We start from the raw sequence: 21,380 nt of genomic DNA, 5'->3' as shown, positions 1-21,380 counted from the left end.
AAAGCTAGTATAATTTGGGTTTTAGGCCCCCTGGTCTTCTTTCCAACTCACATTTGTGTTGAGAAGAATTGTCTCTATTTCACGGAGGGCATCTCTGTGTATTTCATTTGGATAAAACACGAACCCTTCAATGTAGTAAAGTTTTCCTTTTTTCTGATCAACCATAAGGTAACCTAAATAAGATCCACCCATGCTGATGTTGTTGGTTTTCCAGGCACCCCTGATTTCAGTGGTAAAATTATCATTAATCACCATGTTTCTGAATGCTGGAGGGATTTGTTTTTCGGATACTACATAAGAACTGGGATCTTCTGGATCACCGAAAATATGTTGTTTTGTAATAGAGTCTCTGAGCGTGAGGATGTTTGCAGGGAATGTTTGTTCTTCAGATGTGTAATCTGTCTCATAGAAAAATAAGCTGATGTCAGCTCTGTTGCCACTTGGAGTAATTTGTCTAACCCAAAGAAAGTCATCTTCAGACTTTGCTACCTGATAGGAGGCAGGCACATTGATTTCGATTCCAAGATTCTTTTCTGCTTCGAATGCTGCTGCTGAATTTTTTCTTGCAAGAATAATTTTTTCCAATCTACCTCTTTCTCTTACTTCGAATAGATTCTGTAATCTGCTTCCGTTTTTCTTAAGGTTTTCAACAAGTTGATCTTCAGTGTTGCCAAATAGGTATAATACTTCTTGGCCTATCGCATATTCATCCTCCATTCTTAAGGAATAAATGTTAGGATCATTCATCGCTTTTTCCTTTGATTCCTTGGAGAACTGTGCATTGATCGCTTGACTTGCTGAGCCCTTGTCATCAAAAGTTGTGACATATATCAGATTTGTGGACATTTTAAGTATGCGGGTCATCGCTCTCGGATCCACGGTATTTACTTTGAATTTTGCTTCAGAACGAATCATTCCGGGGATGTCGGATTCGAAAATCTCTTTTAATTGGTCTCCAACAGGTCCTGCCCACTTTACAGAGTCAATCACTAATATGATTTCCCCAATTGATCCCCTTGCTTTTGGTTTTGAGCTATCTGCAGTAGTTCCATCTGAATCACAGGAAGCTAGGATACAACCCATAACTAGGGCTATGAGAATGGATGAAAAGGTTTTCATTTTTGGTCGTTTGGTTCTTGGATAGGGTCAAATTAACGACATAAGAACACATATCCTTATTTGGCATTGAATATTGCCATTACTTAAAAAAAATTAACAAACTAAGAGGGATTCTTCCTTGAATTAGCCGATTATTAGTTTTTGGCCAGGCTTAATGTTGTTCGAATTGAGGTTGTTCAATCGCTTGATTTGCTCCACAGTTAAGCCTTCATGCTTTCTGGAAATAATCCACAAGGAATCTCCCGGCTGGACAGTGTAAGTGGTTTGTCCTGAGGAGTTTGTTTGAGTGGAGGCAATATTTCCTGACATTCCTGAATTAATCCTTAGCGTCTGACCGACTCGAATCAGGTTTGAAGATAGATTGTTCCAGGATTTGATCTGAGTGACAGTAACTCCATGACGTTGGGCAATTGATCCCAATACATCACCTGATCTTACTTTGTAGATAGTGCTGTTTTGTTTGATTTCTTGCGCCAGAGCTTCGACAGATTGTACTTGTACATTGGATGCTAGCAATACCGTAGGAGCATTGTTTAGAGAATCATTTAACCATGCCAGATTTTCTTTGATGTATGGGACTTTCGATTTCGGAATTCGAAGAGCCATAGTTCTATTGCTTTCAGGTAATTTATTATTCTTGATGGCTGGATTTAAAGTCTTCAAATCTGCTACACAGAGGTTTGTTAGTTCAGCGAGCTTATCCAAGCTAAGTGCTCTATCAAAACGAATTTTCTCATATTCCATGACATAAGTTGGGTCTTCCGGATGAAAATTATGCTCTTCTAGGTGATTTAGAATATAAAGCATTGCTTGCACCTGAGGCACATAACTACGGGTTTCTCGTGGTAAATAATTGTAAATTCCCCAGAAGGTTTTCTTTCCACCGGATCTTCGAATCGCTTTTCTTACGTTTCCTGGACCGCAATTGTACGCTGCCATAGCAACTTCCCAATCCCCAAACATACGATGAAGAGATTTTAAATATTTCGCAGCCGCTTCTGTAGAAAGCTCGGGATCCATTCGATCATCCACCTCACTATTTGTATTCATGCCGTACATTCTTCCGGTAGCTGGCATAAACTGCCAAAGTCCCATCGCACCAACCCGGGAACGGATCTGTGGATCAAGTCCGGATTCTATGATTGATAGATATTTAATTTCTAATGGCATTTCATGCTTAGCCATCGTCTCATCAAACATTGGAAAAAAAATCTCTTTACGAGCCAAGACCATTTTTGTATAATCTCGATTTCTTACTGTAAAGTACTGTATAAAGGAAAAAACTCGGTCATTCAACTCAAAAGACATTTCATGATCCATCGCTTTTACACGAAGGTCAATTTCTTCATAAGTGAAATCCGGAATGTACTCGTAATGATAATTAGGTAGAACTTCCTCGTCTAATAATGAAGCTGCCGCTACCAATTCATTATCCTGTGAAAAAGCTTTGGACAGCGGGATCAGACATGTAATAAGCGCAAGTGTGAATATTCTGTACAAAGTTATTTTCATTGGGATAATGGGTTTTATGAGGTCAATTCTGTTAAATATTTACTAAAAGCATAGAGCTCAGCCTCTTTGAAAGAATTGCAAATCACTTGCAATCCAATCGGCATTCCTTTCTCATCTTTCCCATTGGGAAGAGAAATAGAGGGTACTCCTGATACCGATGCTTGTACTGTAAATAGGTCTTCCAGATACATTGCTACCGGATCACCATTATGCTCGCCAAACTTAAACGCTGTAGATGGCGTAGTCGGCATAATAATATAGTCAAAATCATTCAAAAGATTCTCAGTGAAATCTTTTATTAATCTTCTGACCTTCTGTGCTTTGGTAAAATATGCATCGTAATAACTAGCACTAAGCACAAATGTGCCAAGCATAATTCTTCGTTTTACTTCTTCTCCGAAGCCTTCGCTTCTAGTAAGCTTATACATGCTTTCTAGGTTGTGCGCATTTGGACTTCTGTACCCATACTTTACTCCGTCAAATCGTGACAAGTTAGAACTTGCCTCTGCGGTAGTAAGAATATAATAAGTAGGAAGAATAAAGTCAAGTAATGGAAAGTTTACTTCTTCTACAATATGGCCTTCAGACTTCAGTTTTTCTAAGACTGCCAGTGTATTGACTTTGATCTCGGACTGAAGTGCAGGTGATTCTATTGTTTCTTTGAGGTAAGCAACTTTTGCTTTTTTGTCAAAATGCAAGAGTTGACTGTATGGGAGTACTGATTTCCTTGAAGATGTACTATCGTATTCATCGTGACCTGCCATGATTTCCAACACTAGGGCATTGTCCTTTACGGTGCGGGAAAATACTCCAATACAGTCAAAAGAAGATGCATAAGCGATCAAACCCCAGCGAGAAACACGTGAATAAGTTGGCTTCATACCAATTACTCCGGTGAATGCGGCAGGCTGTCTTACAGATCCTCCTGTGTCAGTTCCCAAAGAAATTGTACAGAGATTTGCTTGAACTGCAACTGCCGACCCTCCAGAAGATCCACCCGGAACGCGTGATTCATCTGCGGCATTCAATACATTACCATGTGCAGAATTCTCATTAGAGCTACCCATACCGAATTCATCACAATTGAGTCTGCCGATGATTATAGCATCCTCGTCAACTAATCGCTGAATAGCAGTTGTAGTGAATTGAGATTCAAATCCTTTGAGGATTTTAGAAGAGGCGTTAGCTTCATGACCTGCGTAGCAAAGCACGTCTTTGATACCTATGACCATCCCTGCAAGTTTACCAGCATTCCCATTTGCTAATCTCTGATCAATAAGACCAGCTTGCATTAAAGCGGAATGCTCATAAACTTCGACGAAGGCGTTGAGATGCGCCTTCGTCTGAATGTTTTTAAGATAATATTGGACTATCGTAAGACAGTCTGTTTCCTTCTTTTCGAGCGATTTTTTGATTTCGTCGAATGAAATGAATTTTTCCAATTTTATTGGCTTAAGAGATTACTTTTTCTTGCCGTCTTTCAGACCCTCTTCAAGGTCGTTCTGAATGTCCTTTGTAGCATCTTTAAATTCTCTGATGCCACGTCCAAGGCCACGAGCCAATTCAGGTATTCTTTTAGCACCAAACAATAGAAGGATGACCAATACGATCAATACGATCGAGCCACCGCCCATGTTTTGAATGAAACCTAATGTAGTCATGATGGTGTGTGTTTAAGGGTAAATGTGATTACAAAGATATAACTGTGATCCGCTTACACAAAGTTCAACGGAAAAGCAGCACAACTTTTTTTATGAATATACGCAATTATATACTACTTGGATGTAAGCCATACCGAAGGATTCATTACTGTTAGGCCTTTCCACGTCTGAAAATGCACTTCTGCTTCGCCATCTGCTCCTGTAGCAACCTGACCAATAACGTCTTTTGCACTTATAGTCTGGCCCGATTTTACAGTAATGGTTTTCAACTTACTATACATGGTATAATACTCTCCATGTTTTATAATTACGGTACCGCCAAAACCAGGCATTGTGGTGATTTTGGTAACAGTGCCATCGAACACTGCCCTTACAGAAGAGTTTGGCTGAGTACGGATATCCAACCCATCACTTTCCATAGTAATGCCTTTGAGCGTAGGGTGGGGATAAGTACCATATCCCTGAGAGACAAAGCCAGTTTCCACAGGCCAAGGTAATCTGCCTTTATTTCCAGCGAATGAGTTAGATAAGGCTGCCACTTCTGGAGTCATTGGCATGCTACTACCTGATGATTTGGTGGCAGTGCTATTCTCTTTTTTTGCAGCAGCTTCCGCCCGGCGAATCTCATCTTCGATCACCTGCTTGATCATCTTATTCAGCTGGTCCTGTTGCTTTTTAGTTGCAGTAATCTGTTTTTTGATTTCTTTTTCCTTGCTGGTAAGCGTGTTTACAAGACCTTGCTGCTCACGCTTCATCTTGTCTAGCTGGGCCCGTTCTTTTTGCTCCTCAATGAGTATTTTTTCTTTTTCAGCTTTTCTATCATCCAGCAAAGCGCGCTGATCTGTAAGCTCAAGACTTAATTTTTCGATTTGGGCTGCTTGTTGTTTTCTGCTGTCGGTGTATTGCTTTAAATACATCAATCTGGAATAAAGCTGATTGAAATTTGCTGAGCTAAAGACAAAGGAGACGATGGAAAGTCCGCGATTCAGTTTAGAGGCATTATAAATCATTCGCCCGTATTCGGCTTTCAATTCCTTAAGCTGACTCTCCAAACTTGCAATTTTGGTCTCTGTATCTTTGATCTCTTGATTGATCAGCTTTACTTCCCGGTCTAGTGTATTAACTAGCCTGTTTTGAGTTTGAAATTGTCTGGTGACAGCATTTAATTCACCAATGGTATTTTTCTTTGTAGCTGTGGTTTGCTTAAGGATTTTGTCAAACTCCAGCAATCTTGCCTGTACTTCGGCTTTCTGCTTCTCAAGTTCCTCACGCGTGTTTTTTGTTTGCGCGGCAAGATCAACAGCCGAAAAAAACATCAATCCAATCAGAAGACTAAATGGAATAAGGTAGTTGCGGAACATGCAAATCAAAATTTGAAGGGAAAGCTAAGTGGTTCGGAGTAAGGATCAACGGAAGTCCATTCCACGTGAATAATGGTGTTCTGTCCGCCTTCTGGGAGTTGATAGGCTAACTTGTAGAGAACTTCAAGAGGGAAAGGATTGGAATCTACTTCCTGAAACGTAGCATAGCTGGCAAGCAAAGAACCACGATCATCTAGAGAATTGCTCACTAACTCAGAGACCTTTCTGTAATTGACATCAACTTTGGAGAAGTATCGAACTTTATCCCGTACCTGAGTCAGTTCAAATGATTTACCTACACGAACCAATCTGTCTTTGTAATCAACCTCATGTGGAGGGTTGGCAAAGAGTACGTTTTGGAATACATCCAGAGATAATTTCAGACCATAAATAGATTCAAATTCTTTGAAGGTCAGGTTAATATCTTCTTTACCAATTCTGTCTTTGATTTGGATTTTATCCTGTGTGATCAAGCCTCTTACAGCTTCCATTCCCATTCCGGGAGAAATAATAAACCAAAGCACTGAATCTTTCTTGGCGCGTAGATTCAAGCTTCCGCGGGTGATTTTACCTGATTCTTCCTCTATTACCACTTTCGCTTTTGCGTTCATGAATTCATAGTCGGTATAAACGGGAGAAAAATCTTCCATTTTTCCATCTGCCTGATAGACAATCGTCTTTTTGGAGCAGGAGAAAAGTAAGCCTAAGCCTATGACGAGCACGATTCCTGCAAAAAGTTTATTCATGGTATTTTCCTTCTTTTATTTTCTGTGAAAGTTTATCTGACGCTTCAGGGCTTCCTTCAGCTTTTTTCCAATAACTCAGTGCTTCGTTCTTCTTGCCAAGATGGAATAAAATATCGCCATAATGCTCAAGCATCACGGCACTCGGTTTAGTTTCATGCTTCATGGCTAAGTCCATGAATTTCTTTGCACCCTCGTAATCTTCCAACTGAAAAAGGACCCAAGCATGTGTATCAAGGAAAGTGCCATTGTCTGGAAAGCGCGTAACAACTTTATAAGACATTGTCTTTGCCTTATCCAAATCCTTCTTTTCTAGGGAAAGGAAATAAGAATAATTATTCAAGACTTGCTCGTCATTTGGGTTGAGCTCCAGTGCTTTATCGAAATTCCGAAAAGCTTCTTCCTTTTCTCCCAAATTATAGAGAGAACTTCCGAGTGATCCGAAAGCGACCTGATCTAATTGAGGATTTTTATTGGCATTTAATTCGATTGCTTTATTTAGAGATTTAACGGCTTCATCATCTTTCTTTTGAGCAGACTTTACTACCCCATCGTAAAACCAGAATTCCGGATTTTGTGGAAATTCGTCCACTCCAAGAATGGTGAATTGTTCCAATTCTTTGAAATCTGCATTTTCCCCAAAAGATCCCAAAATCACTTGCTCAAGCAATTTGGCATTCTTAGGATTAATCAAAAGTGAATTTTTGAAGTAATTTATGCCTTCTTCCGGTTTATTTTCTTGGATTCTACGCTCACCAAGGACGGCATAGATTTCTGCATTTTCTGGACTTGAGGTTGTCATCAAGCTCTCCAAGCTATCTAAAAGCGCATCTCGTTCTTGGGTTTTTATCTCATTTAATATACTGAGGAAAGCCTTTGATTTGACTTCAGGGTCCAGATCAGGGCTAGCAAAGGCCGAATAAAGATGATTTTTTGATTCTTCTATTTTCCCCTTGTCTTTCAGCAGGGTGTGTGCTGCCATTTGCAATTCTGGCTGGTTCGGATATTTATTGATTTCTCCATTTACTAGCTCTAATGCCTGATCTACCCGGTTATTGTTATATAAAATCTCAACAAGATTCATCACATAAGCGGGGTTACCAGGACGTGCTTCTACCAGTTTTTGACCTTCTGCTATGGCTTTGCTGAGGTTGTTATTATTTAAATAAATCCGCTGTTTCTGAATCGTGATAGGCTCCATCACTCCAAAAAATTCCTCTGCGCGATCTAGTACTATGAGGGCTTTGTCTAGCTCTCCTGCGTTCAGATAAATAGAAGCTAGGTCTAGGTTGTATTGTTGGTTGTTTTCTCCACCTGCGGTCAATTTTTCTAGAATATCCGCTGCCTTGAGTGGTTGTTTTAGATTCGTATAAATTTCTGCCAGCATCAGTGAATAGTACTTATTTTCATTATCAAGCTCAGCTGCTTTTACAGCATAGGGCATTGCCTTTTCAGCTTGATTTGCCTTCACTAAAATCTCTGCGATCTTATAATGAATGGCTGGCTCTTCAGGTGAGAACTCCAGCGCTTTTTGGAAATAGAAAAAGGCTTTTTCCAAATCATCAAGCACAAGGTTTTTTTCGCCTTCAATGAAATATCGAGTGCCTTGAGATTCATTTAGCTGGGCCTTACGCTCTTTCTTAGAAAGTCTGTCTTGGGCAAAACTTGCAGTCGAGCTAGTAGCGACTAAGAGAAATATGAGAAGTGTTCTTTTTAAATTCACGGGAAATAGGGACTGCGGCAATGATTCACAAACATAATGCCTTTTATGCAATTAGACTTTGTTTGTTACTAGGAATGAACTACTAAATAGCTTTTAGGGCTTTTCGTCTTGTTAACGCTAGTTGACTCAAAAATGATCCTAGGTTTGTGAAAATAAATATTATAGATTTTTACTGCGAGGCAAATAGGACATGATCTGTTCTTTTTCCAGAAAGAAGATAAGTCCCAGGTAAAGTAGAATCATACCGTTTTTAACAAAGAAATTTAGTGCGGGAACCCCCAGGTTCAAGTAAAATCCCAGGTAACTCACTACAAATGAAAGCAAAAGGTAAAAGAGGCCTTTTGCTGTTTGATAAGGAATGGGATAATGTTTTTGACCATAAAAGTAACAAAGCAGGCACATCACAAAATAGCAGGTAATCGTACTTAGCGCACCACCCATATATCCCCAAATAGGAACAAATATGAAAATAATGGCTATGGTGATGATCGCTCCTACAAGAGTAATCCAGAAACTGTATTTTGTTTGATCGGTTATCTTAAACCAAATTGAAAGATTAAAATATACCCCAAGAAGTAAATAGCCCATTAGAAGTGTAGGGACGATAAATAGGCCTTCCTCATAGTCAGGTTTTCTCAAAAACAAAGGGCCAATCCAATCCAAGTTTACGGAGATAGAAATCATCAATACCGTGCAAAAAATAATAAAGACATGCATGACCTTGGCATACAATAGGGGTGAGTTCTTGTCTGATGCTTGCTTGAAAAAAAAGGGTTCTGCGGCATACTTGAATGCTTGAATAACCAGATTCATCAAAATAGCAAGCTTGAAATTTGCTCCAAATACCCCTCCTGCTTCCCTAGCACTAAGTCCAGCGTAGAAATTTGGAGGGAGCACGTATTCAAACAGGAACCGTGAAAACAGTTCGTTTGTGACTCCCGCTAATCCCATAAATAGCAGTGGAATGGAATAGATCCACATGGGTTTGATGATAGCGCCTTCCAGTTTGAACTGGAAAAAACCGGCTTTCCACCAGACGAATGGAATGATCAAGCCGTTGGCGAATAGGTTGGAAAGAAGAATATATTCTATTCCCCAATCTGATCTATAACCTAGAAAACCCTCTGGAATAATTCCAGATGAGATCATGTAAGGAAACCCTATGATCAGCAGTAGGTTGAAAAATATATTAAGGAGAATGTTAATGATTTTAGTTCCGGCGAAAATCAGTGCTTTGTTTTCCAGCCGGAGTTTGGCAAAAGGGATAGCCAGAATCGCATCAAAAGATAGTATTAAGGCAGTCCATCTAAATAAATAAGCCTGTCCAGGGTAATCCAGCCATTCTGCAAGCCAAGGTGCTAGTAAAAAAAGCCCTGACCCTAGCACTAGCGTGCTTGTGATGAGCAAGGATTGGGTGGAATTATAAACTTTGTTTGGATCAAGGTTTTTGCCAGTGCAGTATCTGAAAAAAGTTGTCTCCATCCCATAAGTGAAGACGATATTCATAAACCCGATCAGTGCATAAATGCTCGTAAACGAACCAAAAGCCTCTTTGCTGAGGTATTCGGTATACACGATGATCATTAAAAAGTTAATCGATCGACCGAGGATACTACTCAGTCCATAAACGGCGGTTTGTCCGGCTAGTTTTTTAAAATTACTCATTCAGTGAAAAGGAGCCTATTCTCCTTTGAAATGCGGCTTTCTTTTTTCTAGAAAAGCAGAAGTTCCTTCTTTATAGTCACCTGATTTAACACATCTGGCAAAGCTATTTGCCTCAGTTTGAAAGCCATTTTCATCAGGTACATAAGCCGAATTGACACAGTCGATAATCATGCCTATGGCGAGGGGAGCCTTGCTTAGAATTTTGGCTATGATTTCCTCAGCTTTATATAAAGCTTCCTCTTTGGTAGGAAGTACATAATTAACAAGTCCTAAGGTTTTGGCTTCTTCAGCACCTATCATGTCGCCAGTCATCATTAGTTCGTTGGCTTTTCCTCTACCGATCAGGATAGTCAATCGCTGAGTACCGCCATAGCCTGGAATGATTCCTAGATTGACTTCAGGCTGTCCAAATTTTGCGTTGGCAGTTGCAATTCTCATGTGACATGCCATGGCTAATTCGCAGCCTCCACCAAGAGTGTAACCATTGTTAACGGCGATTACAGGCTTGTGGCAGTTTTCTATTATACTAAAAATTTCTTGCCCGTTTTCAGCAAATTTTCGTGCATTTACTTCATTTAGCGAAGCTATTTCACTAATGTCAGCACCGGCCACAAAGGCCTTTTCGCCTGACCCTGTAATGATCACAGCTTTGATTTCTTTTTTGTCAGATACCTCTTCAAAAATCGCCCTCAATTCCTCCAAAGTCTCAAAATTCAGCGCGTTCATTTTGTCTTCACGATTGATGGTGAGATGGAGCACTCCACTTTTCACATCAGTTAGGATATTTTTGATATCAGCCATAGTTTATTGATGAGTAGGAAACAAATATACAAGCAGGGTATTCAATCCCAAACCGCGTACTTAGAAAATGCTAAACCTAAGGTAAGGGATTATTACCCCTTTTGTAATTTAAGTATGGATAATGTTGATTTTGTCTCAGGTCAAAAAACTGCTTCCACATTTTTATTTACTTTTGTTCTAAATCGAATTTTAACTAAATCCGCTATATTAATATGTCTTCTAAAAGAAAAATTACGGTTGCCTATGGTGACGGGATCGGTCCCGAAATCATGAAGGCAACTTTGGCGATCCTCGAAGCAGCTGGTGCTCAGCTGGAATACGATGTAATCGAAATCGGAGAGCAAGTTTATCTCAAAGGTATCAGTTCTGGTATGGAACCAAATGCATTTGAATCGCTAAGAGAAACTAAAATTTTCTTGAAGTCGCCTATTACTACGCCTCAGGGTGGTGGTTTTAAATCGCTAAACGTTACAACCAGAACTTCTTTTGGTTTGTATGCAAACGTGAGACCTTGTAAGGCCTTTTCACCATTTATTCAGACTCATTTCCCCAAGACAGATTTAGTAATCATTCGAGAGAATGAAGAAGATTTGTATGCAGGAATCGAACATAGACAGACTCAGGAAGTTTTTCAATCTTTGAAATTGATCTCTAAGCCAGGTTCTGAGAAAATTATCCGATATGCATTTGAGTATGCCAAAAAATACGGTCGTAAGAAAGTGACGTGTATGACTAAGGATAATATCATGAAGTTGGCTGATGGTCTATTCCACAAGACTTTCGACGAAATAGCTAAGGAATATCCTGAAATTGAAAATGATCACAAGATCATCGATATCGGAACGGCCTTGATCGCTGATAGACCGGAGACCTTTGATGTAATAGTGACCTTGAATCTTTACGGGGATATTATTTCTGACGTTGCTGCTCAAGTTACAGGTTCTGTCGGACTTGGTGGATCTGCCAATGTGGGTGAGGAAGTAGCGATGTTTGAAGCGATTCACGGCTCAGCTCCAGATATCACAGGAATGGGAATAGCTAATCCTTCAGGATTGCTGAATGGTGCGATCATGATGCTAGTTCATATAGGTCAGCCTGAGATTGCAGAGAAAATCTCCAATGCCTGGATGAAGACGCTAGAAGATGGAATCCATACTGGAGATATATATCAGGAAGGACTTTCAGCGAAGAAAGTTGGTACCGAAGAATTTGCCAATGCTGTAATCGAACGATTAGGTCAAGTTCCATCTTCGATGGTCCCGGCGTCATTTGACAAGGATACTACCCCAATGAATGTATTCGTTTCTCCGGTTACCAAAGCCAAAAAAGAATTGATCGGTGTAGATGTATTTGTGGATTGGGATGAGCCGGGAAGAGACCCTCAGGTATTGGGCGAGAAGCTTCGTCAGGCAAATGCTGACGGGTTGCAATTGACCCTGATCACCAATAGAGGCATCAAAGTATTCCCTGATGGCATGCGTGAGTCCTTCTGTACAGATCATTGGAGATGTAGATTTCAGAATGCTGAGCAATCTGATATCTCTCATGCTCAGATTCGTGAGCTTCTGAAGCAAATAGAAGAATTGGGATTTGATTTCATCAAAACTGAAAATTTATACTCATTTGACGGAGTAAGGGGTTATTCTCTTGCACAGGGAGAGTAAGTTGATATTGATAATTCAAATTTGATATAAAATGAATCAGAGGGATATGGGAAACCAAATCCCTCTTTTTTTTAAAATAGTTGATTTTATGGCCTGCTACTTGGTACTTTGTACTTAGTACATTGTACCCAATTTATGACCAAGCGAGTTCTAATCATTACCTATTATTGGCCTCCGAGCGGAGGTTCTGGAGTACAGCGCTGGCTGAAATTTGCCAAATACTTGCCAGAGGCTGGTTGGGAGCCAGTGATTTTTACCCCAGAGAATCCTGATTTTGATCTGAAAGACGAGAGTCTGGAAAAGGAAATCTCGAACGATCTTGAGGTAATGAAATTCCCGATTTGGGAGCCTTATCAACTATTGGATAAGATTCGTGGGAAAAAAGAATCGCATCCAGGAAGAGTGATGGAGCAAACAGAGCAAAGTTTTATAGAAAAAGCAGCGATCTGGCTACGGGCAAATTTGATGATTCCTGATCCTAGGATTTTTTGGGTAAAGCCATCGGTTAAATTTTTGACGGAGTTAGTTGAGAAGGGACAATTTCAGGCCATAATTACGACAGGGCCACCACATTCAATGCATTTGATAGGAAGAGACCTAAAACGAAAAACGAATATTTTTTGGCTTGCAGATTTTCGTGATCCTTGGTCACAGTGGGAGTTTCTTGACAAACTTCCCATGCAAAACAGCGTACGGGAGAAGCATAAGAAATTGGAGCAAGAGATACTTAGCGAGGCGGATGTTGTTACCACCATTTCTCCTACATTTCAGCAAGACTTGAATCAGTTGTCAGATCGGAAAATCAACCTGCTTACCAATGGTTATGATTCCTCAGATATTCCTCAGAATTTTTCTGTTGGAGAAAAAAAAGCGGGCAGTCTGCATCTTGTGTATACCGGGATCATTGATTCGATCAGAAATCCCATGCCTTTGCTTAAGGCGATGAAAGAGGAGTTTTCAAAAGAAAAGGGAGAAGTGCAATTCACTTTTGTAGGACGAGTGAGCGAGCAAGTACGCGAAGAGATCCAAGCTGATTCCTGGCTTTCTGTTCACGTAAATTTTGCTGGGTATGTATCACATCAGGAAGTATTTGGGTTTTATGCGAAGGCCGATGCTTTGGCTTTGATCCTCACAAATACTAAAAATGCAAAGGGAAATATCCCCGGAAAACTTTTTGAATATATGGCAACCACCTTACCAATCCTGGCTTTGGGAGATTCTAAAGGGGATTCCGCAAAGATATTGGAAGAATCCGGAGCTGGAGAAGTTTTGGCTCATTCAGATCATGTAGCCATTCAGGTTAGCTTAAGGAAGTTGTTTGAGCGAAGTGGAAAAGCGGAATCGGCATCAGGGATCGAACAATATTCCCGAAGAAATTTAAGTTTTCAATTAGCCAGTTTTTTGGATGAACATTCCCTTTCTTGATTTGAAGAGAATGGATGAGGAGCTGAAAGATGCTTTGAAATCCAAGTTTGCTGAAATGCTCGAAGAAGGGATTTTTTCAGGCGGGGATGAGGTAAAGAAACTTGAATCCAAACTCTCTGTATACCTCAATACACCTTTTACTATTGCTTGTGCCAATGGAACAGACGCTCTTGAACTTGCCTTGCGAGCTCTTGGGATTGGTACAGGAGATGAAGTAATTGTTCCTGCTATTACATGGGTATCAACTGCGGAAGCTGTAATAATAGTAGGTGCAAAACCAGTTTTCTGCGATACGGATACAGATGGGCTTTTAGCTTCCGATTGGGATAAGGCTATTACTGAAAAAACCAAAGCTGTTATACCTGTACATCTCTACGGGAAGATGGTGGATATGGAAGGCTTGGTATCCCAGGCTAAAAAGTATAATCTGTTTATAATTGAAGATGGAGCCCAATCCTTTGGCTCGTTTCAAAATGGAAAGGCAGCTGGTACTTTTGGAGATATAGGATGTCTGAGTTTTTATCCGACAAAAAATTTCGGTGCTCTTGGAGAAGCAGGAATGTGTCTAACAAACTCTTCTGAGCTCAATGGTAGAATAAGATTGTTACTCAATCATGGTCAGAAAGTTCGTGACGAACATGTATTGGTAGGGAGAAATAGTCGAATAGATTCCATTCAAGCGGGTTTTTTAAATGTTTTTATAAAGCGTTTTGGTTCATATCAGGACCTGAGAAAAAAGTATGCTCAACTATACATTGATGGTCTGGCGGGAATTGAAGAGTTACAACTTCCACCCGGTCTTTTAGAAGAAAATCATAATGCACACCTATTCGTGATCCAAACTGCCCGAAGAAAGGAATTGAAAAGTTTTCTTATGGACAAAGGAATTGGCACAGCTATTCATTATCCACATATTTTGCCAGATATGAATGCCTACCATTGTGAAGGAAATTTTTTAAATGCCACAAAATTAAGTGAGAAAGGACTTTCCTTACCACTAAATTCTTGGATGAATGAAAAGGAAATAGCATATATAGTTAAAGCTATTCAGGACTTTTTCGCTTAATTTCCCTGATGACCTGGACTCAAGACCCGATTTACGTCAGTGGAATGCTTTGCTTATTTGTATTGCTTTCAGTTTGGCTTGCAAAATTCCGAGGATGGAAGACAATCGGTACTCCGATTTTGGTAATACTCACCACAGCGATAGCATCCAATGTTGGAATTATTCCAACAGCGACAACCGGAAACGCGGTTTATACGGGGGTCTTTATGTATTTAGCTCCGATGGGGATTTTTATAGCCTTGTTAGAGGTTGATCTCAAAAGTCTTAAAAAAGCAGGAGGACCTATACTTCTTATGTTTGGTATTGGTGCATTGGGGACAATCATTGGTGTGCTGGTTGCTTGGTTTTTAGTTCGGCCAGCTGCTGAAATTGGGACCATGGCAAATGCTGTCGCGGGGATGTACACGGGAACCTATATAGGTGGCAGCATTAATTTCAATGCCATTGCTTTGAGTTACCAGGTGAATGAGAATGCTGATTTATTTGCAGCCACCACTGTGGTAGATAATTTGATTGGGACGCCATGGATTATTGCAACGTTGATTTTGCCCAAGTATTTGCAGATATTTTTTCCCAGGAAAAAGCTGCTTCCTGAACCAGGCGAAGTACAAAAATTAAAGACGGAAGAATCTATTAGTATTGCTGGTCTGGCAAGTATTCTAGGCCTGGCCTTCCTAGCTATGGCAGTTTCAAAGTTAGTCTTTCAGTTTTTTCCGCAAATACCCGAGATCCTTACCCTCACGACCATAGCTTTAATTTTGGCTCAATTGTCTTTTGTTAAGAAATTATCAGGAACACATACAATAGGGTTTTTTCTAATCTTGCTTTTTCTTGCAACTATCGGCACACTTTGCGATTTGAGCACACTTGCGGGTCTGGGCGATCTGGCAGGAACACTGATTCTCTTTGTCTCCATACTCGTGTTGATTCATGGTCTAGTGATTTTTGGAGTTGGGGCACTTTTCAAAATCGATTGGGATGTCATTGCTGTGGCTTCTCAGGCAAACGTGGGAGGGAATACTACAGCACTTGCTTCAGCTGAGAGTTTGAATCGACCTGATTTGCTGATACCGGGTGTGTTGGTGGGAAGTCTAGGGAATGGGTTGGGGACTTACGCAGGATTTTTTATTGCAGGGATGTTGGGGTGATTCTATTTGTACAATAATTGGTGATTTATCTTTATTAGTCAGTGAAAGTAAGTGTTTGATAAAGATTAAAAAATTTACTACCTTAAAATCGAATTTTTATGTAATAAAATTTTGATAATGGGTAGTAAAGTTGATCTAATTATTTCAAGAAGCCCGATAACCAGCTCCAGCTCGAGATCTGACGACAAAGCCTTATGGCAAAGTGTCAGAAAGGGCAATGATCTTGCTTTTTCGAATCTTTATCAGCGCTTTTCAAATTTGCTTTTTAATTATGGAATGCATTTTTGCCAAAACCGCGAACTGGTCAAAGATTGCATACAGGAATTGTTTACCAGTATATGGAATAGAAGAGAAACGCTTTCTGACATAGATTCTGTCAAGTATTACCTTTTTAAATCATTTCGGAATCTACTTATTCAGCATATCAACAGAGAGCGTAAGCTGTATGTTGATATGCATGAGGGTCAGGAATCTTTTGATTATGAATCTTCAATTGAAGATCACCTGGTTTCCCAAGATTGCGCTAAGGAAAATAATGGGAAAATAGCCTCTGCACTAACTAAGCTTTCAAAAAGACAGCGCGAAATTTTGGTGCTTAAGTATTTCAATGACCTGAGCTACTCTGAGATTGCAAGCTTAATGTCCATTACACCTGCTTCAGCACACAATCTTCTTTCAAAAGCTTTACAATGCTTGAGAGTTGTAATGAAAGCTTCCTTGTTTACCTCCTTTTTAATCTACTTGTTTTGAAAAATAAATAGCTGTTATTCAGTGCGTATTCCTGTCAATCATAGCTTAATCTTATTTTTCCCAAAAAAAACATTAAAAAAATGATGAGGTTTTGATGTGCTGATACTCTTATAGGTATAAATCAAAAGAGCTGCTGTGAAGTATCAACCTACCGATTACGATAATTTTTCATTGGATGACTTTGTGACGGATCCATTTTTCAGGGAATGGGTCTTGTATTCTGATCCTGTTCATAATGAATTTTGGATGGACTGGAAAGATGCGCACCCATCCAAAGTTAAACTGGTAGAGGAAGCGAAAACAATGATTTTGAGTCTTGAAAAGTTAAAGCTCGAAATGAAGCCAGCAGAATTGCGCTCAGTTTGGGATGCAATCCAATCCGATATCAAACTGCCCCCAAAGTCATTTGAATCATCTTCTCGCAAAAGGAAATCCTTGCCTTTTGCTTCTGCAGTCGCGTCCATTGCTTTAGGATTACTTGCCTGGTATTGGTTTGATTTACCGAAGGAGGTCGAATTCCAAACTGCTTTTGGAGAAACCAAAGAGATAATATTGCCGGATAGCTCCACTGTGATTCTGAATTCCAATTCCAAATTGGTATTTGTTGATAATTGGGAAGGCCAAATGGCTAGGGAAATTTGGATTGAAGGAGAGGCATTTTTTAATGTGGTTCACAAAGTAGATCATCAGCCTTTTAAAGTACTAAGCTCTCAAAATGTGGCTATAGAAGTATTAGGAACAGAATTTAATGTGTATAACCGATACCAGGAGACCGAAGTGGTGCTTACTTCTGGAATGGTAACCTTGAGTTTTCCGGTGAAAGAAAAACAAGGTAAGATAGTCATGAATCCCGGAGATCTAGTAGAGTTCAAAGAGAGTAAGTATCAGCGTAAGAAAGTAAATCCTGTTCACTACACTTCTTGGAAAGATAAAGTACTCTATTTGGACGAAACGAGTCTAGGTGATATCATTAAAATGGCCAAAAATAACTACGGAATTGAGATTGATGTCGAGGATGATGAAATTTTAGTACAAACAGCATCTGGCTCCATGCCACTCGACGATGCGGCTAATTTTATGGATCAGATTTCCAAAATCTTCAATATTGAAATAGTGAACGAACAAAATAAGTACCTGATTAAAAAACCAAAATGAAGTGTTCCCCAAATAACCTGAACCCTGTTTACAATGAGAAAGTTTGTACTATTATTATGTATAAGCTATTCGATTTCTTGGTTTGCATCAGCGCAAGTCGAGGGTTTGATAGCTTCAGAACGAAAACTGGATACCTCCGGGTCATCCCGAAGTGAAAGCAAAGAACTGAAGGAAGTTCTAAGTCAATTCGAGAATAAATTTAATGTCTCGATAGCTTACAAAGATGAATTGGTTCAGTCGAAAAGAATCAAGACATCTAGCTCTTCCTTTAGCACTGTGGAAGAAGGATTGAAGTTAGTCCTGAAAGAAACGGGACTCAGCTACCAAAAGGCCGGTGAAAATTTTTATGTAATATTTCAAAACAGGCCTAGTCGATCTACAAGAGACTCTGATTTGAAAAACGTTCAAACCGCGTCTTTAGCAACATCTACGGATGGGGGTAATTCTATTACAAATTCGAGTATTGTAAGAAATGTCAAACCCCAAATCGATCGCCGAAGAGTTGAAATTACCGGTAAGGTTACTGATGAAAATGGAATGGGTTTCCCAGGAGTTAACATTCTTCTAAAGGGAACATCTGTAGGTACGGTCTCCGACAGTAACGGTAACTATTCTATTAATGCAGAAAGTGAGACATCTGTGTTAGTTTTTTCATTTGTAGGATATCTCAATCAAGAAATTGTGGTGGGTAATAGGTCAGTAATTAACCTTAACATGCAAGTTGATGAAAGTAACCTCGAAGAAGTAGTGGTAACCGCCTTGGGAATTGAGAAATCTGCTAAAAGTCTCGGTTATGCCACATCAACAGTCAAATCAGATGAGCTGACGATCAACAGAACGCCTAATGTCATGAACGCGCTCCAAGGAAAGGTTGCCGGAGTAAGCATCTCAGCTTTAGGGTCAGGACCTGGCGGTACATCGAAGATCCGTATTCGTGGCCAGTCTTCAATCTCAGGTCAAAATAATCCCCTGATCGTTGTAAACGGTGTGCCTATTGACAATACTAACTTTGGTTCCAACCCAGGGAATAATGCATCAGATAGCAGTATTGGTGTACGTGGAGGAGGAAATACTTCCGATGGAGGTGACGGACTATCCAGTATCAATCCTGATGATGTGCAATCTATGACGATCTTAAAGGGGGCTGCAGCAGCGGCATTATATGGTTCTCGTGCCAAGGATGGGGTAGTGATGATCACTACTAAAAGCAAAAATGATAGTCGGGGATTAGGAGTGACTTATAACCTGAACTATACAAATGAGGCTCCGCTAGATTTTACGGATTATCAATATGAGTACGGTCAAGGAGAGCAAGGTGTAAGGCCTACTACTCCTAACCCTACTTCTGGACAATGGTCTTTTGGCGAGAAATTTCAGCCTGGAATGACTCAGATGCTCTTTGATGGAGTGACTGTGCCTTATGAACCTGTAAGGGGAATTGTTAATGATTTTTTTCGCAACGGACAAAATATGACCAATTCGATCACCCTGGCAACTTCAGGTGAAAAAGGCGGAATGAGTTTATCGTTTTCGGATCTAAATAGTAAGGGAATTGTTCCAAACAACACCTATAACAGGAAGACCATTAATTTAGGTTTTGCGTATGATCTGAATTCGAAACTGAGTTTCCGTGGAAACTTTAATTACTCCCACGAAGACAATGAAAATCCGCCTAACATAGGTCAGCAAGATAACACCATTCCAGTGGCACTGTACACTATGGCGAATTCCATGCCTTTGGATGTACTTCGCGACAATAGATACGATGCGGATGGTAACGAGGCTGTTTATTCGAGATTCAGGAATCGTACCAATCCCTATTTCACACTTTCTGATCAATTCCAAAATATCCGTAGAGATAGAATTTTTGGGAATATCGCAGTTAAATACAACCTGACAGACTGGTTGTTTGTCCAAGGGAGAGTAGGTCAGGATTTCTGGACTAGAGATCAGGATTATAATAACTTCCCTACAGGACAGGCTTCGCGGGCTCCAGCACCAGCCGGTTTCGTAAATGGTGTCTACACGCAGGATCAACGCAGATTTCGTGAATTGAACACAGACTTTTTGATTAATGCCAATAAGGATTTCGGTGATTTTGGAGTGAATGTGAATCTTGGCGGTAATCACATGCAGCGAAGATCTGATTTGAATAGTGTACAGGTCACAGACTTTGTGGTGCGAGATCTTTATACTGTACAAAATGGTAGGGCGAAAGACCCTATTTATGATCTCAATGAACGTGCTGTTAATTCACTGTATGGATCTGCTGAAGTGTCATATAATGATATGCTATTTCTGACAGGTACAGTACGGAATGATTGGTTCTCTACGCTGTCCGAAGAAAACAGAAGTATCCTATACCCTTCCGTTTCTGCCAGTTGGGTATTTACTGAGAATTTTGATAAAGGAGGGTGGTTGAATTTTGGTAAACTGAGAGTTGCTTATGCAGAAGTGGGTAGTGATGCTGATGTGGGAGCTTATTCCAATGTACTTTTTTACGGCATCAACAATAATCTTTTTGGAGGTCAGCCTGTCGGAGGACCTAACGGTAACAATCTTCCAAATCCGAATTTACGCCCAATGAGAATTGGAGAAGCTGAAGTTGGATTTGAGCTACGGATGTTCCAGGGCAGAGTAAGTCTTGATATGGCAGCGTATAGAAAACTCACTACAGATCAGATCGTAAGTGCCCAGATTTCAGATGCTTCTGGATTTGTCAATACTTCTATTAATAGTGGTCAAAGTGAAAACAAAGGTGTGGAAATGCTTTTGACTTTAGTCCCAGTTGAAAACGATAAGTTTACTTGGGAGTCGACCATAAATGCAGCTTATAATAAAACGGAAGTGCTTAGTCTTCTAACAGATACACCTGGAGAGCGAATCACAGTAGGAACCCATGTGTTTAATGGAGAATTGCGACAAATCGTGGGAATGGAAATGGGGCAAGTCGCTGGATTTGGCTACAGAAGAGATGAGCAAGGAAGAAAGATTTTCGGTGCTAACGGAATACCGCTTCGTACTTCGGATTTGGTGAATTTTGGTAGTGCACTACCAAATTGGGTAGGAGGTTTTAATAACTCATTCAATTACAAAGGTGTCATGCTTTCTTTCCTGATTGATTTCAAACTAGGAAATATCATGCTTTCTGGTACCAATTTCAACGCAACAAGACACGGCCTTCATAAGATGACTTTGGAAGGAAGAGAAGGTGGAGTTGTAGGTGAAGGGGTGAACGAAGCTGGTGAGATCAACACAGTAGTCGCACCTGTACAATCCTACTGGGAAGTAGTGAGGTCACAGGCTTTAATAGAGCCGGTGATCTATGATGGAGGATATTGGAAGCTACGGCAAATTACGTTAGGCTATGATTTTACCAAGCATTTGCCAGATAATCAGCCATTCAAATCAGTTAAACTGAATTTCGTAGCAAACAATGTATTCATGATAAAGAAATGGGTTGATAATATCGATCCAGAATCATTCGGGTATTCATCCGATAATTTAGTCGGTATGGAGTCCACTGGTCTTCCATCTACCAGAGGTTTAGGTTTCAATCTTAATGTCAAATTCTAAGCTATACAGAC

Annotated in this window: 16 protein-coding genes; 7 read left to right on the top strand and 9 right to left on the bottom strand. The window is 40.1% G+C overall.

The window, feature by feature from the left end; translation table 11 throughout:
* Window positions 1-21: 21 nt before the first annotated feature.
* The 9 genes from SYJ56_RS11955 to SYJ56_RS11915 form a co-directional block, all read right to left on the bottom strand.
* Window positions 22-1,119 carry a DUF4837 family protein gene (locus tag SYJ56_RS11955; protein WP_323834344.1) on the bottom strand — a complete coding sequence of 366 codons (1,098 nt, stop codon included), beginning with the start codon at window positions 1,117-1,119 and terminating at the stop codon, window positions 22-24.
* Between the two features lie 123 nt (window positions 1,120-1,242).
* Window positions 1,243-2,631 carry a LysM peptidoglycan-binding domain-containing protein gene (locus tag SYJ56_RS11950; RefSeq protein ID WP_323834342.1) on the bottom strand — a complete coding sequence of 463 codons (1,389 nt, stop codon included), beginning with the start codon at window positions 2,629-2,631 and terminating at the stop codon, window positions 1,243-1,245.
* Window positions 2,632-2,645: 14 nt separating this feature from the next.
* Entirely contained in the window at window positions 2,646-4,073 is a 1,428-nt protein-coding gene (gene gatA, locus SYJ56_RS11945; RefSeq protein WP_323834340.1) for an Asp-tRNA(Asn)/Glu-tRNA(Gln) amidotransferase subunit GatA, read from the bottom strand.
* Window positions 4,074-4,091: 18 nt separating this feature from the next.
* Window positions 4,092-4,292, bottom strand: a complete 201-nt coding sequence (gene tatA / locus SYJ56_RS11940; RefSeq protein WP_323834338.1) for a twin-arginine translocase TatA/TatE family subunit — start codon at window positions 4,290-4,292, stop codon at window positions 4,092-4,094.
* 113 nt (window positions 4,293-4,405) lie between these two features.
* A complete protein-coding gene (locus SYJ56_RS11935) occupies window positions 4,406-5,653 on the bottom strand; it encodes a murein hydrolase activator EnvC family protein (RefSeq protein WP_323834336.1) in 1,248 nt (415 codons plus the stop codon).
* A gap of 5 nt (window positions 5,654-5,658) precedes the next feature.
* Window positions 5,659-6,399: a lipoprotein insertase outer membrane protein LolB1 gene (gene lolB1, locus SYJ56_RS11930; protein WP_323834334.1), complete on the bottom strand. Its 741-nt coding sequence runs from the start codon at window positions 6,397-6,399 to the stop codon at window positions 5,659-5,661.
* On the bottom strand, window positions 6,392-8,119 hold the full coding sequence (locus tag SYJ56_RS11925) for a tetratricopeptide repeat protein (protein WP_323834332.1): 1,728 nt from the start codon (window positions 8,117-8,119) through the stop codon (window positions 6,392-6,394). The genes lolB1 and SYJ56_RS11925 overlap by 8 nt, the downstream gene beginning before the upstream one ends.
* A 159-nt stretch (window positions 8,120-8,278) precedes the next feature.
* A complete protein-coding gene (locus SYJ56_RS11920) occupies window positions 8,279-9,784 on the bottom strand; it encodes a lipopolysaccharide biosynthesis protein (RefSeq protein ID WP_323834330.1) in 1,506 nt (501 codons plus the stop codon).
* A 15-nt stretch (window positions 9,785-9,799) separates the two neighbouring features.
* The gene (locus SYJ56_RS11915) at window positions 9,800-10,585 is read right to left on the bottom strand and encodes an enoyl-CoA hydratase/isomerase family protein (RefSeq protein WP_323834329.1); all 786 of its coding nucleotides are present in this window, start codon (window positions 10,583-10,585) and stop codon (window positions 9,800-9,802) included.
* 212 nt (window positions 10,586-10,797) lie between these two features.
* Here SYJ56_RS11915 and SYJ56_RS11910 point away from each other — a divergent pair, with 212 nt between their 5' ends.
* The 7 genes from SYJ56_RS11910 (at window position 10,798) to SYJ56_RS11880 (ending at window position 21,369) form a co-directional block, all read left to right on the top strand.
* Window positions 10,798-12,249, top strand: coding sequence for an NADP-dependent isocitrate dehydrogenase (locus SYJ56_RS11910; RefSeq protein WP_323834328.1), 1,452 nt, complete (start codon window positions 10,798-10,800; stop codon window positions 12,247-12,249).
* Window positions 12,250-12,384: 135 nt separating this feature from the next.
* Window positions 12,385-13,674, top strand: a complete 1,290-nt coding sequence (locus SYJ56_RS11905; RefSeq protein WP_323834327.1) for a glycosyltransferase family 4 protein — start codon at window positions 12,385-12,387, stop codon at window positions 13,672-13,674.
* Window positions 13,655-14,740 (top strand): DegT/DnrJ/EryC1/StrS family aminotransferase, encoded by a 1,086-nt coding sequence (locus SYJ56_RS11900; RefSeq protein ID WP_323834326.1) that lies wholly within the window; start codon window positions 13,655-13,657, stop codon window positions 14,738-14,740. Before SYJ56_RS11905 ends, SYJ56_RS11900 begins: the two co-directional genes overlap by 20 nt.
* An 8-nt stretch (window positions 14,741-14,748) precedes the next feature.
* On the top strand, window positions 14,749-15,888 hold the full coding sequence (locus tag SYJ56_RS11895; protein ID WP_323834325.1) for a DUF819 family protein: 1,140 nt from the start codon (window positions 14,749-14,751) through the stop codon (window positions 15,886-15,888).
* A gap of 117 nt (window positions 15,889-16,005) precedes the next feature.
* A complete protein-coding gene (locus SYJ56_RS11890) occupies window positions 16,006-16,638 on the top strand; it encodes an RNA polymerase sigma factor (protein WP_323834323.1) in 633 nt (210 codons plus the stop codon).
* A gap of 135 nt (window positions 16,639-16,773) precedes the next feature.
* The gene (locus SYJ56_RS11885) at window positions 16,774-17,793 is read left to right on the top strand and encodes a FecR family protein (protein WP_323834321.1); all 1,020 of its coding nucleotides are present in this window, start codon (window positions 16,774-16,776) and stop codon (window positions 17,791-17,793) included.
* 33 nt (window positions 17,794-17,826) lie between these two features.
* A complete protein-coding gene (locus SYJ56_RS11880) occupies window positions 17,827-21,369 on the top strand; it encodes a SusC/RagA family TonB-linked outer membrane protein (protein WP_323834319.1) in 3,543 nt (1,180 codons plus the stop codon).
* Window positions 21,370-21,380: the final 11 nt, after the last annotated feature.

The organism is Algoriphagus aurantiacus (assembly GCF_035156405.1).
GTDB classification, from domain to species: domain Bacteria; phylum Bacteroidota; class Bacteroidia; order Cytophagales; family Cyclobacteriaceae; genus Algoriphagus; species Algoriphagus aurantiacus.
The sequence above is the reverse complement of the archived record's forward strand: the minus strand, read 5'-3'. Positions and strand labels throughout refer to the sequence as shown.